Below are 12,772 nucleotides of genomic sequence, written 5' to 3' on the forward strand. Positions count from 1 at the left end.
TCTGGAACATTCCGGCCGAGGAGGAGAAGTGGACGACACCTACTACGAGTTCGGTACGCCTGCGGACCGCTGGGACCGGGCGCAGCTGTTCTTCGAGGCGAAGGAGTACCTGACCGCGGCCCGGATCCTCGGCGGGCTGGTGCAGGAGGTGCCGGAGCAGGTGGCTCCGCGTCTGCTGCTGGCGCGCGCCTACTACCACTCGGCACGGCTGGCCAAGGCCGAGGCGGAGCTGCGTGAGGTGCTGGAGCGCAACCCCGTCGAGGACTACGCGCGGCTGATGCTCGGGCGCACCCTCGAACGCCAGGGCCGGCACGAGGAGGCTGCGACGCACCTGCGGATGGCGCAGGCGATGACCGAAGGCATCGGGCCCGAGCTTCTGGCGCAGGAGCAGCAGAGCCAGGGGTGACACGGACCTGGGGACGGGGCGGGCCGGGGAGTTCCCCGGCCCGCCCCGTCGTCGGCTCACCGTTCCGCGTTCGACACCCGGTCCAGCCACTCGGTCATCAGTGCCGATTCAGCGGTGCTGAGCCCGGATCCGTGCGAACGACGCAGCAGGGCGCCCAGCCTGGCCGCCGTGGAGGGGACTTCGGTGTCCGCCGGCTCGCTCGCGCACATGTCCGGCCTGAAGACGGCGGCGTGCACGGCGTCACGCACACGGACCGATACGCCCGCGTCCGGGAAGGTCGCGGGGCGGGAGACGAGCAGGGTTCGCGGGAAGTACGATCGCGGTCACCGCGAAGCCGCCGTGGACCAGCCACTTGCCCTCGTACGACCTCGGCATCCCGGGGGCCGTCAGCGAGAGGTCGGCGGTGAAGGTGCCTTCGGTGGCCGTACCCGGGGCCGTACGGAAGGTCACGTCCGCCTCGCCGAAGTCGAGTTCGGTCAGGGTGAGCGGAAACCATGTCTTGAAGACGCTCTCCTTGGCGCTGAACAGCAGCCGGTCCCAGTGGATCGCCGGGCCGTCCGCGCCCATGGGCGTTCTCGCCCGTTCCGACGGCACGGATATCAGCTCCCACACACCGGCCGGCAGCGGTTCGTTCGGCTCGGCGTCGATACCGACCGCTCGCACCTCGGACGCCCTGGCCAGAACCGCCGCCCGGTATCCGTCACAGTGCGTCATGCTGCCGACGGTCCCCTCGGGCCACAAGGGCATGCCGCGATGGCCGCGCAGCACCGGTGCCGGGGGCAGCCCCAGGGTGGCCATGGCGCGTCTCGCGCAGGCGCGTACGGCCGCGAATTCGTGTCTGCGCCGATCCACACTCGTGGCCACGAGTCGCGCTTCCTCCGGGTACAGGCTGCCGGCCGGAGCGTCCGTCTCGTAGGTGTCCGCGCACGCGACGTGCGCGGGAAGAAGCCGTTCGATCACGACGCGTCGCCCTGAGTGGCCCCGGACCGCTGCCCGTCGTACGGAAGGATCTGCCGCAACAGTCCCCTTGGGTGGCCTCGCTTTCGCCACTCCCTGGGGTAGCCGATCGAGACCTCCTCGAACCGCACGCCGTCGTGCCAGGTCGTTCGGGGGATGTGGAGGTGGCCGTAGACGACGGCGGCGACGTTGAAGCGGCGGTGCCAGTCGGCGGTGAGCTCCGTGCCGCACCACTGGGCGAACTCCGGATACCACATCACGGACGTGGGTTCGCGCAGCAGCGGCCAGTGCCCGGCGATCACGAGGGGGACCTCCGGGTCGTGCGCGGTCAGCCGCTGTTCGGTGAGCGCCACCCGCGCCCGGCACCAGTCGTCCCGGGCCGGATAGGGGTCGGGGTGCAGCAGGTACTCGTCGGTGCAGACGACGCCCGCCTCGTGTGCGCGGGCCAGGGATTCCTCCTTCGTCGCCGTACCCGGGACCCTGAAGGAGTAGTCGTACAGGAGGAACACGGGCGCCACGGCCACCGGGCCGCCGGCACCCCGCCACCGGGGGTAGGGGTCCTCGGGCGTGGTCACGCCGAGTTCGCGGCACACCTGGACGAGGTGCTCGTACCGCGCCTGGCCACGCAGCCGTACGGGATCCTTGTCGACGGTCCACAGCTCGTGGTTCCCGGGGGTCCACACCACATGGGCGAAGCGCCCCGCAAGCAACTCGAGCGCACGCTCCACCTCTTCCGCCTGCTCCGCGACGTCCCCCGCGACGATGAGCCAGTCCTCGTCGGAAGACGGGCGCAGACGGTCGGCAACGGGACGGTTGTCGGCGATTCCGACGTGGAGGTCGCTCACTGCGAGGAGCCGGCCACCACCACTCGGCGGATGGGGGACGGGTTCGGTCGTGGAACTCATCGTTCGAATTTACCGTCTCCGCGGTTCCGCCGGGGCCTCCTCGCTCAACATGCCCGCTGTTCATCCGCCCGGGATGATTGACCGAAGGCCCTCGGGGAACGCGGCGGCACGTGTGAAGCATGCCCGCCCGCAGCCGCAACGGACAGAGGGAGACGTCGATGACTGATGCCGAGCTGCCGCAGGACCCGACACAGCGCCACCCACGTCCGGAGTATCCCCAGCAGTCCCAGGAGCATCCGGGCCTGACCGGGCCGATGGATCCGCCGCCGGACCACGGAGAGGACTCGTACGAGGGACACGGTCTGCTTCTCGACCGCAAGGCCGTCATCACCGGCGGCGATTCCGGTATCGGCCGGGCGGTGGCACTGGCCTTCGCGCGGGAAGGGGCGGACGTGCTGCTGACGCACCTGCCCGAGGAGCAGGGCGAAGCACGGGAGACGTGTCGCCTCGTCGAACAGGCAGGCCGCAGGGCGGTTCCCGTGGACTGCGACATCCGTGACGAGAAGCAGTGCCAAGCCCTCATCGAGAAGGCCGTGTCCGAGTTCGGCCGGATCGACATCCTGGTGAACAACGCCGCTTACCAGATGTCTCAGCCCGACGGCATCGCCGCCATCTCGACATCCCAGTTCGACCGTGTGGTGCGGACCAACCTGTACGGAATGTTCTGGCTGTGCAAGACCGCTCTGCCGCACATCCCGTCCGGGGGATCGATCATCAACACCACCTCGGTACAGGCGTACAAGCCCAGTCCTCACCTGCTGGACTACGCCATGACCAAGGGGGCCGTCGTCACCTTCTCCCAGGGTCTCGCCCAGATGCTGGCGTCCGACGGAATCCGTGTCAACGCGGTCGCTCCCGGGCCGGTCTGGACACCCCTCATCCCCGCGACCATGCCCGACACCACGGAGTTCGGGAAGCAGAGCCCTCTGGGCCGGCCCGCTCAGCCCGCCGAGATGGCGCCCGCCTACGTCTTCCTCGCCTCGTCGAACGCCTCGTTCATCACCGGCGAGATCATGAACGCGACCGGCGGCACTCCGCTGCCCTGACGCGATCGACCCGCACACCTCAGGGAAGGCGATGCATATGCCTGCAGATCACCATGAAGCGGGAATGAACGTCCCTGATCCGGCCGACCCGAGCTTGCGGACGGTCCGTGTCGCGCGGACGACGTAGGCTCCGGGAAGTGACCAGGGACAGCGCGCGGCTTCACCTGGCCCCTGACGAAAGGATCCGTACATGCCCATCGCCACCTACGGTCTTGTCGCTCTGGACTGCCCCGACCCCGAGTCCCTGGCCGCCTTTTACCAGGCTGTTCTGGGCGGCGAGGTCAAGAGCGACAACGAGGACTGGTACGTCCTCCATGTCCCGAGCGGCGCACGCATCGCTTTCCAACGAGTGGCGGACCACCGGCCGCCGGAGTGGCCCCGGGGGGACCGCAATTCGCAGCAGGAGCACCTGGACCTCGACGTGACGGACATCGAGCGCGCCCACACGGAGGTACTGGCGCTCGGTGCGACACCTCTGGACGTCGACGACCGGGGCGGTGAGCGTGCTTTCCGTGTGTACGCCGACCCGGCGGGGCACCCCTTCTGCCTCTGCCTCCAGTGACGTGTCCGCGCGGACGGCCACCTGCCGAGGGCGGCCTCTTCGCGCTCGTCGCGCGGCATGATGAGAATGTGGAGCCATGAGCCGAAGTGCCCTCATTGTCATCGACATGATCAACGCATACAGCCACCCGGATGCCGACATCCTCATTCCCTCCGTGAGGGAGGCACTCCCCCGCATCGTGTGTCTCATCGAACGGGCCCGGGACGGCGGTGTGCCGGTGATCTACGCGAATGACAATTTCGGGGAATGGCGGTCGCACCACGGCGAAATCATCGAGACGACGATGTCGGGGCCGCACCGCGGCCTGGTGGAGCCCGTACTGCCGGACGACGACTCACTGTTCGTCGTCAAGGCCAGGCATTCGATCTTCTACGAGACGCCGCTCAGCTACCTCCTGTCGCAACTGGATGTGGACCGCGTGGTCCTGTGCGGGCAGGTCACCGAGCAATGCGTCCTGTATTCGGCCCTCGACGCCCATATCCGACATCTCGACGTGACGATTCCCCACGACGCCGTGGCCCATATCCACGAGGACCTGGCGCAGGCGTCCCTCCGGATGATGGAGCGCAACATGAACGCGTCGATCCGGAAGGCCGCGGACGTCGATTTCTGAGTTCCGCCGTGCCGAGGGCCCCATGTCCTGCCCTGGCCTTGCTTCCCGGCGCGGACCTCGGTGTTCCGGCAGGCGTGCAGCAGCCACTCACCGTCACCTCGCTTCGTCATGACGTAGAGGGGCGCCCCGTCCGATTCCCCGTCTGCCGATCGGTAGACCTGCCGGGCCTTGACGGCCGCCACGTCGGGCCGCAGGAACTGCGTGTGAACCACCTCGTAGGTCACCTCACCGTCCCACTCGGCGGCGGGCAGGACGGCGCGGGTGAAAGAGCGCGAGAAACCTGTCGGCGTCCTTGTCTCGCCGGGTGCGCTCCACGGCGGCGACCGCCTGTTCGCTGCGGGTGTACCTCAGCCGTTCGCCGCCGCGCGGTAGGGGCGGAAGAAGGCGCGGAGCTCCTCCGCGTAGATCTCGGGCTCCTCGAACGGCGCGAAGTGCCCACCACGCGACGGCTCGGTCATGCGCACCATGTTGGTCGTGCGCTCCAGCCACGCCCGCGGCGGGCGGACGAGGTCGCCGGGGAAGATCGAGAAGCCGGACGGCACCTCGACCCGCCGGGCCGGCTGTGCGGGCGGGATGGCGGCGTTCGCGCGGTACATGCGCATGGACGATCCGATCGTTCCGGTCAGCCAGTAGAGCGTGACGTTCGTCAGGATCTCGTCCTTCGTGAAGCTCCGCTCGACGTCGCCGCCACAGTCGCTCCAGGCCCGTAGCTTCTCCACGATCCACGCCGCGAGCCCGGCCGGTGAGTCGTTGAGTCCGAAGGCGGCGGTCTGGGGCTTCGTGCGGTGGATCGCCCCGTAGGCGCCCTCGGCGGCGCCCCAGGCCGCGGCGCCCTCGAACCAGGCCCGCTCCTCCTGGGTGAGATCCGCCAGGTCGCCGGGGAGGACGGGTACACCTCCGTCGGTGCGGTGGACGGCCACGACCCGCTCGGGCTGGTCGAGCCCGAGATAGCGGCTCACGTGGCTGCCGATGTCCCCGCCGGCGGCGCCGAACCGCTCGTAGCCGAGGACGGACATGAGCTCGGCCCACAGACCGGCGACGGCGATGGAGTCGAGGGGCGGGCCGACGGGCCGGTCGGAGTATCCGAAGCCCGGCATGTCGGGCACGACCACGTCGAACGCGTCGGCCGGATCGGCTCCGTGCGCGCCCGGGTCGGTGAGGAGCGGGATGACTTTCGAGTAGCGCCAGAACGAGTCCGGCCATCCATGGCTGAGGACCAGCGGCAGCACGGGTCCGGAAGGCGCGACGGCCCGGGCGTGCACGAAGTGGATCCCGAGGCCTCCCAGTGGGACCCGGAAACGCGGAAGGCCGGCGAGCGCCGCCTCCTGCGCCGGCCAGTCGAAGCTCTCCGCCCAGTAGGCGACGAGCTCACGGAGGTAGTCCAGGTCGGTCCCGAGCAACCACCCGGCGTCCTCGGGCGCGTCCGGCCAGCGTGTCGCGCGCAGCCGCGCGCGCAGGTCTTCGAGCGCCGCTGGAGCGGTCTCCTGGATGAACGGCTCGGGGCGGGGCTCGGCGTCCGGCATGGGCGCATCCTAGACATCGCACCGCGCTGTGGATCAACAACCTCGACGGCGATCCGTGCTCGCGGTCCTCGACCGGGAGTTCACCTTCACGCTGGACGGTCACTTCGAACAGGACGTGGAGCTGAGCACGCTGATCGACGGGGGCCGGTGGAAGCGCCGCTCGCCCGTGCAGAGGATGCGGGAGTCGGCGGTCCTGCCGATCCGCCGCTGGCTGTGACGCGTGCGAAGGGGTACGGACGGAACGTGGGCGCCAGTGGTGTCCCCATCGCGTTGACCGGCGGTGCCTTCTCCACCCCGCTGGCCGGCGGCTCGCTGGGGGCCCTCATCAACACCGGCCTGGAGGGCTTCGTCCGCAACGCGGCACCCTGGAAAGCATGGGTGCTGACGGGGCGGACGGCACTCCGGTGTCCGAGGTCGCCCGCGCCTATGTGACGGCTGTGGAAGGCACTGCGCAGGGCCTGACCGTACGTCCCGGACCGGTTCCCCGGCCCCCCGCCTCCACGGTCCTACGCGGGCAGCGGCGTCCCCGACTGGGTGTTCAGTGCGGCGAGGAGCCAGTCGTGCGCGGACCCGGGTGTCGGCTCGGTCGGGCCGGCCGGCGGGCTGACCAGCTCGGCCGCCAGTTCCCAGTACCGGTCGATGCGCGGATCGGCGGCGAGTTGCCGGGCGAGGGTGCGGCGGAAGTCCGGGGTGTCCGCGGTGTTCCGAGCGCTTGCGTACGCGTCCACGAACCCGTCCAACGCCTCCCCCGGGCAGGGTTCCCTGTCCTGGCGCATCTCGGTGCCCGCCAGGTCGTACGCCTCGGCCAGGCCGGCGTACAGCACGGCCGAGGCTCGGCCTCCCGAGGCCTTGTGCGCGTGGGGCTGGGTCGGCTCGTCCCCGTCGCAGGGGCGGGACACCATGGCGTACAGCCGGGCGAAGGCCAGTACCTGGGCCGGGGCGGGGTCGTCGGGCGGCTGTGGGACCGCCGCCTCCAGGAACGCCGCGACGGAGCGGGCCGGCATCCTCGGCGGCAGCCAGCCGCGCCAGAACCGGGCCAGGGGTGCGGTGTTCGGCGGCGCGCTCACCGCGCCGATCAGCCGGAGCCGGCCCGCGCGTTCGGCCGCCGGACACTCCTGCACCGAGCGGAGCGCCGCCTCTCTCCAGTGCAGCGCTCTCAGCTGGGAGCCGAGTGTGCGCAACTGCCCGGCGACGGCGTCCTCCAGAGCGCCGCCGACACGCCCCGCGGTGTCCTCCTCGTCCAGGACGCGGCGTACCACGGAGACCGGCAGGTCCATGGTGCGCAGGGAGCGGATCATCCGCAGCCGTTCGAGTGAGTCCGGGCCGTACCTGCGGTGACCGCCGACGCTGCGGGACGCCTCGGGGAGCAGGCCGCTGTCGGAGTAGAAGCGGACCGTCTTGACGCTGACTCCCGCCCGCTCGGCGAGTTCGCCGATGCCGCACAGCCCGTCGTACGACGAGAACACTTGAACCTCCCTCAGGGGGAGTTCCTACGGTACCCGTGAGTGGGGCCGGTGATCGGGCCGGTCCGAGGACGACGGCGTATCGAGGAGAGACCATGACCGCGTTCATCCTGGTGTCCGGTGTGTTCACCGGCCCGCAGGTGTGGGAGGACACAGCCGCGCGCCTGACCGCCGCGGGGGCCGAGGTCCATGCGGTGGCCCTGACCGGACTCGGCGGAACCCGGCCGCCCGTCGGTACGGACATCGACCTGGAGACACACGTCTCGGACGTCCTCGCGGTGATCGACTCGGTCGGACAGGAGGCCGGGCAGGAGGTCGTGCTGGTCGGCCACGACTACGGCATCCATCCGGTCGTGGGCGCGGCCGACCGGCGGGCGGAGTCGGTCGCCCGGATCGTGTACCTGGACTCGGGGCTGCCCCAGGACGGTGTCCCGGCCCTGGCGGCCGTGTCCGACCGTGGCCTGCGCGAAGAGGTGCTGCGGGCCGCGGAAGACGGGACGCGGGGGACGGGCGCGACGTTGTCTCCTCCGGCACGCGACGCATGGCAGCTCTGGGGCAGCACCTCGGACGTCCCCGACACGGCCCTCGACCGGCTCAGTGCCCTCGCTTCGCCGCATCCCCTGGGCACACTGCTGCAGCCGCTGACGCTGACCGGAGCGGGGGCCGCACTGCCCATGTCGGGAGTGCTGTGCACCGGCAACGGAGCGAGCATCGCGATGGTCCAGATGAGAGTGGACGTCGGCGAGCCCACCCTGCAGGCGCTGACCGACCCTCGGGTGACCTTCCTCGAACTGCCCACAGGACACTGGCCGATGCTGTCCAGTCCTACAGCACTGGCTGTGACGCTGCTGAAGGCCGCCGCGGGTGAGGGACACCGGCTGACTCCGGTGGACGCCACGCAGCAGCCCGCACACCTGCGTCCGTTCCTGCTGGACGTGCCCGAGGTACCCCGCGAGCGGACGGACAACATCGACCTGTACCCGCCGCCCGCCGCGCGTGGCCCCCGGCCGGCGCTGGTCTTCGTCCACGGTGGGCCGGTACCGTCCGCTGCACGCCCCACCCCCCGGGACTGGCCGGTCCTTACGGGATACGCCCGTTACGCCGCCGGCCACGGGGTGGTGGGGGTGACACTGGACCACCGTCTGCACGCCGTGACCGACTACGAACGGGCCGCGGCCGATGTGGCGGACGCGGTGGCGCGGGTCCGGGCCGATCCGCGGGTGGACGAGGACCGGGTCGCCCTGTGGTTCTTCTCCGGCAGCGGCCCGCTCACAGCGGACTGGATGGGGAAGCCCCCGCCGTGGCTGCGTTGCCTGGCGGCCGATTACCCCATCATGGCGCCGCTGCCGAACTGGGGGCGGCTCGACAGCCGCTTCTATCCGGCGGAGGCAGTCGCTCACGCAGGGGCTCTGCCTCTCGTGCTCGTCCGGGCCGGGCTGGAGACGGCCGAGATCGCGGCCACCGTGGAGGAGTTCCTGACCGCTGCGTGGGACAGCGGGGCGGACGTCGAGGTGGTCGACGTGCCCAACGGCCACCACGCGTTCGAGACGATCGACCGGACCGATGAATCACGCGGTGCCGTGCACCGCGCGATGCGCACGGTTCTGCGGCACCTGACGAACTGACGGATCACGTACTCCGGGGCGGGAGGAGCCCGCCCCGGGACCTTCCGAAGCTCGACGATGCGCGGCGGGGCGGACCGTCGACGCCTCGGGGGAGGATCCGCAGTACGAGGTGGAGAGCGACCGGTCCGGCCGTTCCGCCGTGCACAGGCCCGACGCCCCGCGGAAGAAGCGCGGCAACTCATGAACTCCGGTGAATGGCACTCCTGAGCTGGCACACGGGTCACACGAAGGGGCGATCCCCGTGGCGGCTACTGGCTTCGGACCCCGGAACATGATCGGGTTGACACCCGTCAGCTGTGGGGGCCGAGCCGAGGGACGCGGATGACGAACCGACAGAGCGCGCCGCCACCGGACGCCGTCGTCGTGGGCGCCGGACTGGCGGGACTGGCCTGCGCCCTCGACCTCTGCGGCGCGGGCCTCCGCGTCGAACTGCTGGAGGCGTCCGACGGGGTCGGCGGCCGGATGCGCACGGACCGCGAGGACGGCTTCCTCCTGGACCGCGGCTTCCAGGTCTTCACCACTTCCTACTCGCAGGTGAAGAAGCGCTACCACGCGGCCGAGCGGTCACCTCTGGGCGCGTTGGCCTCCGGCAGCCGGGCGGCACGCGAGGTGCTGGCCGACCGGGCGTCGGCACGGACCTCCGAAAAGTGACCGGCCTCGTTCAGGGGCGGGTGGACGACGCGGTCATCGTGGGCGGCGGCGCCGCCGGACTCTGCCTGGCGCACCGGCTCACCAGGACCGGCGCGGGAGTGACCCTGGTCGAGGCCCCCGACGGACCACTGCGCCCGGCGGAACGCACCTGGTGCTACTGGGAGGCGGGCACCGGCGAGTACGAGGAGGCCGTCGTCGCCTCCTGGCAGCGGCTGCGGGTGCGGGGGCCGGACGGCGAGGTCATCGAGTCGGAGCCCGCCCCCCTGCGCTACCGCATGGTGCGCTCGGGCCCCTTCGAACGGCTGGTCCAATCCCGCCTCGCGGCGTCACCGGCCGCCCACGTCCTGCGTGCCATCGCCCATGAGGTGCGCGACGCACCGTACGGCGCCGAGGTGCGCTGCACGACAGCCGGCGGACAACCACTCACCCTCCGCGGCAGATACGTCTTCGACTCGCGGCCCGTGCGAGGCACACCGCCGCACCGCACGCTTCTCCTGCAGCACTTCCGGGGCTGGTTCGTACGCACCGCCGTCCCCCGCTTCGATCCCGGGGTGGCGGACCTCATGGACTTCCGGGTCCCGCAGCCCGGCCACGGGCTCGCGTTCGGCTACGTACTGCCGCTCTCGCCGGACCGTGCGCTGGTGGAGTACACCGAGTTCTCCCGTGCCCCGCTCGCGACGGCCGCGTACGAAGCGGCTCTGCGGCAGTACACCGGAGACGTCCTGCGGCTCGGCCCGCTCACCGTGGAGTCGGCCGAGCAGGGCGTCATCCCCATGACCGACGCCCGCTTCCCCCGCCGGACCGGCCGCGCCGTCTTCCGTATCGGCGCCGCCGGAGGCGCCACCCGGCCGGCCACCGGCTACACGTTCTCCGCCGTGCAGCGCCAGAGCCGGGCCATCGCCACCGCCCTGCACCACGGGCCTCCGGGCGTTCCACCACCGCACGGCCGCCGCGCGCTCGCCATGGACGCGGTGCTGCTCCGGGCCCTCGACACCGGGCGCGTGGACGGGCCGCGTTTCTTCACCGAGCTCTTCCGCCGCATCCCCATGGAGCGGCTGCTGCGTTTCCTCGACGGGGGGAGCACTCCGTGGGAGGAGTTCGGCATCGGCCTGCGTACGCCCGTGGGCCCGATGCTCCGTACCGCGGCCGAACTCCCCTTTCTCGCCCGCCGGGCCACCGGCCGATCCGAAGAGAGCCCTCGATGACCCTCCTGCGGGACCACGACCTGGCACGCGCCTTCGATCACGCGTCACACACGTACGACCGGCTCACCGCGCTGAACCCGGACTACCGCTCCGGCCTCCTCCGCCCGGCCCACCGCCTCCTGCTGCCCCGTGGCGGGAGGGGACCGCGGGTGCTCGGCCTCCGCTGCGGAACGGGCGCGTCCACGCGGGCACCGCTGCGGACGGCCCCGTACGCCCGGAGCGGCGTGGGGCCCGCGGGGCGCGAGGCGTCATGAGTGCCCGAAGGCGCCGCCCCGACGCCACCCGGCACGGACGTGACCGCCGGGCGGAGGTGCTCGTGCCGGAGCCGGGACGCGAGCGCTTCACCCGCGACGCGCCTTCGGCGGCGGTGATCGGCGGCGGTGTCGCGGGCCTCGCGGCGGCGACCGCACTCGCCGAACGCGGTGTCCGGGTGACGCTGTACGAACAGGCGGAGACCCTCGGCGGACGTCTCGCCGGGTGGCCTGTGCGCCTGGCCGACGGGTCCGGGGCGACGATGAGCCGCGGCTTCCATGCCTTCTTCCGCCAGTACTACAACCTGCGCGGACTGCTGCGTCGTACGGATCCCGGACTCACAGCGCTCACCCCGCTGCCGGACTATCCGCTCCGGCACCGAGAGGGCATGGTGGACAGTTTCGCCCGCGTGCCGAGGACCCCGCCGTGGAGCGCGCTCGGATTCGTGGCGCTGAGCCCTTCGTTCGGCTGGCGCGACCTCACCGCGATGGACCCCCGCGAGGCCCTGCCCCTCCTCGACGTGCGGGTCCCCGAGGTGTACGAGCGGTTCGACGGGGTCAGCGCCGAGGACTTCCTGCGGCGGATCAACTTCCCCGAAGCTGCCCGGCACCTGGCCTTCGAGGTGTTCTCCCGCAGCTTCTTCGCCGACCCGGGCGAACTGTCCGCCGCCGAACTGCTGCTGATGTTCCACATCTACTTCCTCGGATCGTCCGAGGGGCTCCTCTTCGACGTGCCGCGCGAGCCGTTCCCCCAGGCGCTCTGGGAACCTCTGGGCGGCTACCTGCGGCGGCTCGGTGCCGTGGTGCGCACCGGCGCTCCGGTTCTTCGCGTCCGCCCGGCGGCCGGCGGAGACCTGACCGTGGAGACCGACGGGGCGGCCGACCGCCACCAGGCCGTGGTCCTCGCCCTGGACACCTGCGGCCTGCGCCATGTCGTGCGCGCCTCGGAGGAGTTGGGGGACGCCTCCTGGCGCGCGGACATCGCGGCCCTGCGCACGGCGCCACCGTTCCTCGTGTCCCGGATGTGGCTCGACCGCCCCGTGCGCGAGGACCGCGCGGGGTTCCTCGGCACCAGTGGCTTCGACGGACTCGACAACGTCAGTGTCCTGGACCGCTGGGAAGGCGAATCGGCCCGGTGGGCCGCCCGGACGGGCGGCTCCGTGGTGGAACTCCACGCCTACGCCGTCGACGAGGGCACCGAAACGAAGGAGGTCCGGCGCCGGATGCTCGACCGGCTGCACGAGGTCTATCCCGAGACCACGGACGCCCGGATCGTCGACGCCCGCCACGAGTGGCGCGCCGACTGCCCCGTCTTCTCCGTGGGCGGCTACCACCGCCGGCCGGCCGTACGCACACCCCATCCTCGCGTCACGCTGGCGGGCGACCTGGTCCGCACCGATCTCCCCGTCGCCCTGATGGAGCGCGCGGCGACCTCGGGTTTCCTGGCCGCCAACGCTCTTCTCGCCGGCTGGGGCATCCGGGGCCAGATGCTCTGGACCGTGCCGCGCGCCGGGCGCTCCCGGGTCCTGCGCGCCCTCGCGGGCCTGGCCGCGAGGCAGTGACGT

The 12,772-nt window shown here is 71.5% G+C and carries 12 protein-coding genes and 5 pseudogenes; 11 read left to right on the forward strand and 6 right to left on the reverse strand.

Annotated elements, in window-relative coordinates:
• Positions 1–28 precede the first annotated feature (28 nt).
• Positions 29–406: a tetratricopeptide repeat protein gene (locus ACFYQ5_RS24940; RefSeq protein WP_389200549.1), complete on the forward strand. Its 378-nt coding sequence runs from the start codon at positions 29–31 to the stop codon at positions 404–406.
• 56 nt (positions 407–462) lie between these two features.
• Here ACFYQ5_RS24940 and ACFYQ5_RS24945 read toward each other — a convergent pair.
• The 3 genes and pseudogenes from ACFYQ5_RS24945 to ACFYQ5_RS24955 all read right to left on the reverse strand — a co-directional run.
• Positions 463–705, reverse strand: a pseudogene (locus ACFYQ5_RS24945) (TetR/AcrR family transcriptional regulator); the annotation flags it as partial.
• The gene (locus ACFYQ5_RS24950) at positions 647–1,366 is read right to left on the reverse strand and encodes a 4'-phosphopantetheinyl transferase (RefSeq protein ID WP_389200550.1); all 720 of its coding nucleotides are present in this window, start codon (positions 1,364–1,366) and stop codon (positions 647–649) included. The gene ACFYQ5_RS24950 and the pseudogene ACFYQ5_RS24945, both read right to left, overlap by 59 nt.
• Positions 1,363–2,268 (reverse strand): metallophosphoesterase family protein, encoded by a 906-nt coding sequence (locus tag ACFYQ5_RS24955; protein WP_389200552.1) that lies wholly within the window; start codon positions 2,266–2,268, stop codon positions 1,363–1,365. Before ACFYQ5_RS24955 ends, ACFYQ5_RS24950 begins: the two co-directional genes overlap by 4 nt.
• 158 nt (positions 2,269–2,426) lie before the next feature.
• On the opposite strand from ACFYQ5_RS24955, the gene ACFYQ5_RS24960 reads away from it, so the two are divergent.
• The 3 genes from ACFYQ5_RS24960 to ACFYQ5_RS24970 all read left to right on the forward strand — a co-directional run bounded on the left by ACFYQ5_RS24960 (position 2,427) and on the right by ACFYQ5_RS24970 (position 4,489).
• Positions 2,427–3,314: an SDR family oxidoreductase gene (locus ACFYQ5_RS24960; protein WP_389200553.1), complete on the forward strand. Its 888-nt coding sequence runs from the start codon at positions 2,427–2,429 to the stop codon at positions 3,312–3,314.
• Positions 3,315–3,504: 190 nt separating this feature from the next.
• The gene (locus ACFYQ5_RS24965) at positions 3,505–3,876 is read left to right on the forward strand and encodes a VOC family protein (protein ID WP_389200555.1); all 372 of its coding nucleotides are present in this window, start codon (positions 3,505–3,507) and stop codon (positions 3,874–3,876) included.
• A 76-nt stretch (positions 3,877–3,952) separates the two neighbouring features.
• Positions 3,953–4,489 carry an isochorismatase family cysteine hydrolase gene (locus ACFYQ5_RS24970; RefSeq protein WP_389200557.1) on the forward strand — a complete coding sequence of 179 codons (537 nt, stop codon included), beginning with the start codon at positions 3,953–3,955 and terminating at the stop codon, positions 4,487–4,489.
• Positions 4,490–4,536: 47 nt separating this feature from the next.
• Here the strand turns inward: ACFYQ5_RS24970 and ACFYQ5_RS24975 are convergent.
• Both ACFYQ5_RS24975 and ACFYQ5_RS24980 read right to left on the reverse strand, forming a co-directional pair.
• Positions 4,537–4,840: pseudogene (locus ACFYQ5_RS24975) on the reverse strand (SgcJ/EcaC family oxidoreductase); the annotation flags it as partial.
• A complete protein-coding gene (locus tag ACFYQ5_RS24980) occupies positions 4,837–6,012 on the reverse strand; it encodes an epoxide hydrolase family protein (protein WP_389200559.1) in 1,176 nt (391 codons plus the stop codon). The gene ACFYQ5_RS24980 and the pseudogene ACFYQ5_RS24975, both read right to left, overlap by 4 nt.
• 55 nt (positions 6,013–6,067) lie before the next feature.
• Here ACFYQ5_RS24980 and ACFYQ5_RS24985 point away from each other — a divergent pair, with 55 nt between their 5' ends.
• A complete protein-coding gene (locus ACFYQ5_RS24985) occupies positions 6,068–6,229 on the forward strand; it encodes a hypothetical protein (RefSeq protein WP_389200561.1) in 162 nt (53 codons plus the stop codon).
• Between the two features lie 289 nt (positions 6,230–6,518).
• Here the strand turns inward: ACFYQ5_RS24985 and ACFYQ5_RS24990 are convergent, their stop codons facing one another.
• Positions 6,519–7,478, reverse strand: a complete 960-nt coding sequence (locus ACFYQ5_RS24990) for a MerR family transcriptional regulator (protein ID WP_389200563.1) — start codon at positions 7,476–7,478, stop codon at positions 6,519–6,521.
• A 92-nt stretch (positions 7,479–7,570) separates the two neighbouring features.
• On the opposite strand from ACFYQ5_RS24990, the gene ACFYQ5_RS24995 reads away from it, so the two are divergent.
• From ACFYQ5_RS24995 to ACFYQ5_RS25020, 6 genes and pseudogenes are all read left to right on the forward strand, one after another.
• The gene (locus tag ACFYQ5_RS24995) at positions 7,571–9,100 is read left to right on the forward strand and encodes an alpha/beta hydrolase (protein ID WP_389200565.1); all 1,530 of its coding nucleotides are present in this window, start codon (positions 7,571–7,573) and stop codon (positions 9,098–9,100) included.
• A gap of 61 nt (positions 9,101–9,161) precedes the next feature.
• Positions 9,162–9,284 (forward strand): annotated as a pseudogene (locus ACFYQ5_RS25000) (DUF2945 domain-containing protein); the annotation flags it as partial.
• Positions 9,285–9,421: 137 nt separating this feature from the next.
• Positions 9,422–9,646 (forward strand): annotated as a pseudogene (locus tag ACFYQ5_RS25005) (FAD-dependent oxidoreductase); the annotation flags it as partial.
• A gap of 101 nt (positions 9,647–9,747) precedes the next feature.
• Positions 9,748–10,956 (forward strand): lycopene cyclase family protein, encoded by a 1,209-nt coding sequence (locus ACFYQ5_RS25010; protein ID WP_389200567.1) that lies wholly within the window; start codon positions 9,748–9,750, stop codon positions 10,954–10,956.
• Positions 10,953–11,174: pseudogene (locus ACFYQ5_RS25015) on the forward strand (ubiquinone biosynthesis methyltransferase UbiE); the annotation flags it as partial. The gene ACFYQ5_RS25010 and the pseudogene ACFYQ5_RS25015, both read left to right, overlap by 4 nt.
• Positions 11,175–11,206: 32 nt before the next feature.
• A complete protein-coding gene (locus tag ACFYQ5_RS25020; protein ID WP_389200569.1) occupies positions 11,207–12,769 on the forward strand; it encodes an FAD-dependent oxidoreductase in 1,563 nt (520 codons plus the stop codon).
• Positions 12,770–12,772 lie beyond the last annotated feature (3 nt).

This window comes from Streptomyces sp. NPDC005794, from assembly GCF_042871445.1.
In the GTDB taxonomy this organism is placed as follows: domain Bacteria; phylum Actinomycetota; class Actinomycetes; order Streptomycetales; family Streptomycetaceae; genus Streptomyces.

What these genes read in the sequence shown, in the direction of transcription:
- ACFYQ5_RS24955 (WP_389200552.1), bottom strand. Translation starts at nt 2,268, where the DNA reads ATGAGTTCCACGACCGAACCCGTCCCCCATCCGCCGAGTGGTGGTGGC.
- ACFYQ5_RS24960 (WP_389200553.1), top strand. Translation starts at nt 2,427, where the DNA reads ATGACTGATGCCGAGCTGCCGCAGGACCCGACACAGCGCCACCCACGT.
- ACFYQ5_RS24965 (WP_389200555.1), top strand. Translation starts at nt 3,505, where the DNA reads ATGCCCATCGCCACCTACGGTCTTGTCGCTCTGGACTGCCCCGACCCC.
- ACFYQ5_RS24970 (WP_389200557.1), top strand. Translation starts at nt 3,953, where the DNA reads ATGAGCCGAAGTGCCCTCATTGTCATCGACATGATCAACGCATACAGC.
- ACFYQ5_RS24980 (WP_389200559.1), bottom strand. Translation starts at nt 6,012, where the DNA reads ATGCCGGACGCCGAGCCCCGCCCCGAGCCGTTCATCCAGGAGACCGCT.
- ACFYQ5_RS24995 (WP_389200565.1), top strand. Translation starts at nt 7,571, where the DNA reads ATGACCGCGTTCATCCTGGTGTCCGGTGTGTTCACCGGCCCGCAGGTG.
- ACFYQ5_RS25020 (WP_389200569.1), top strand. Translation starts at nt 11,207, where the DNA reads ATGAGTGCCCGAAGGCGCCGCCCCGACGCCACCCGGCACGGACGTGAC.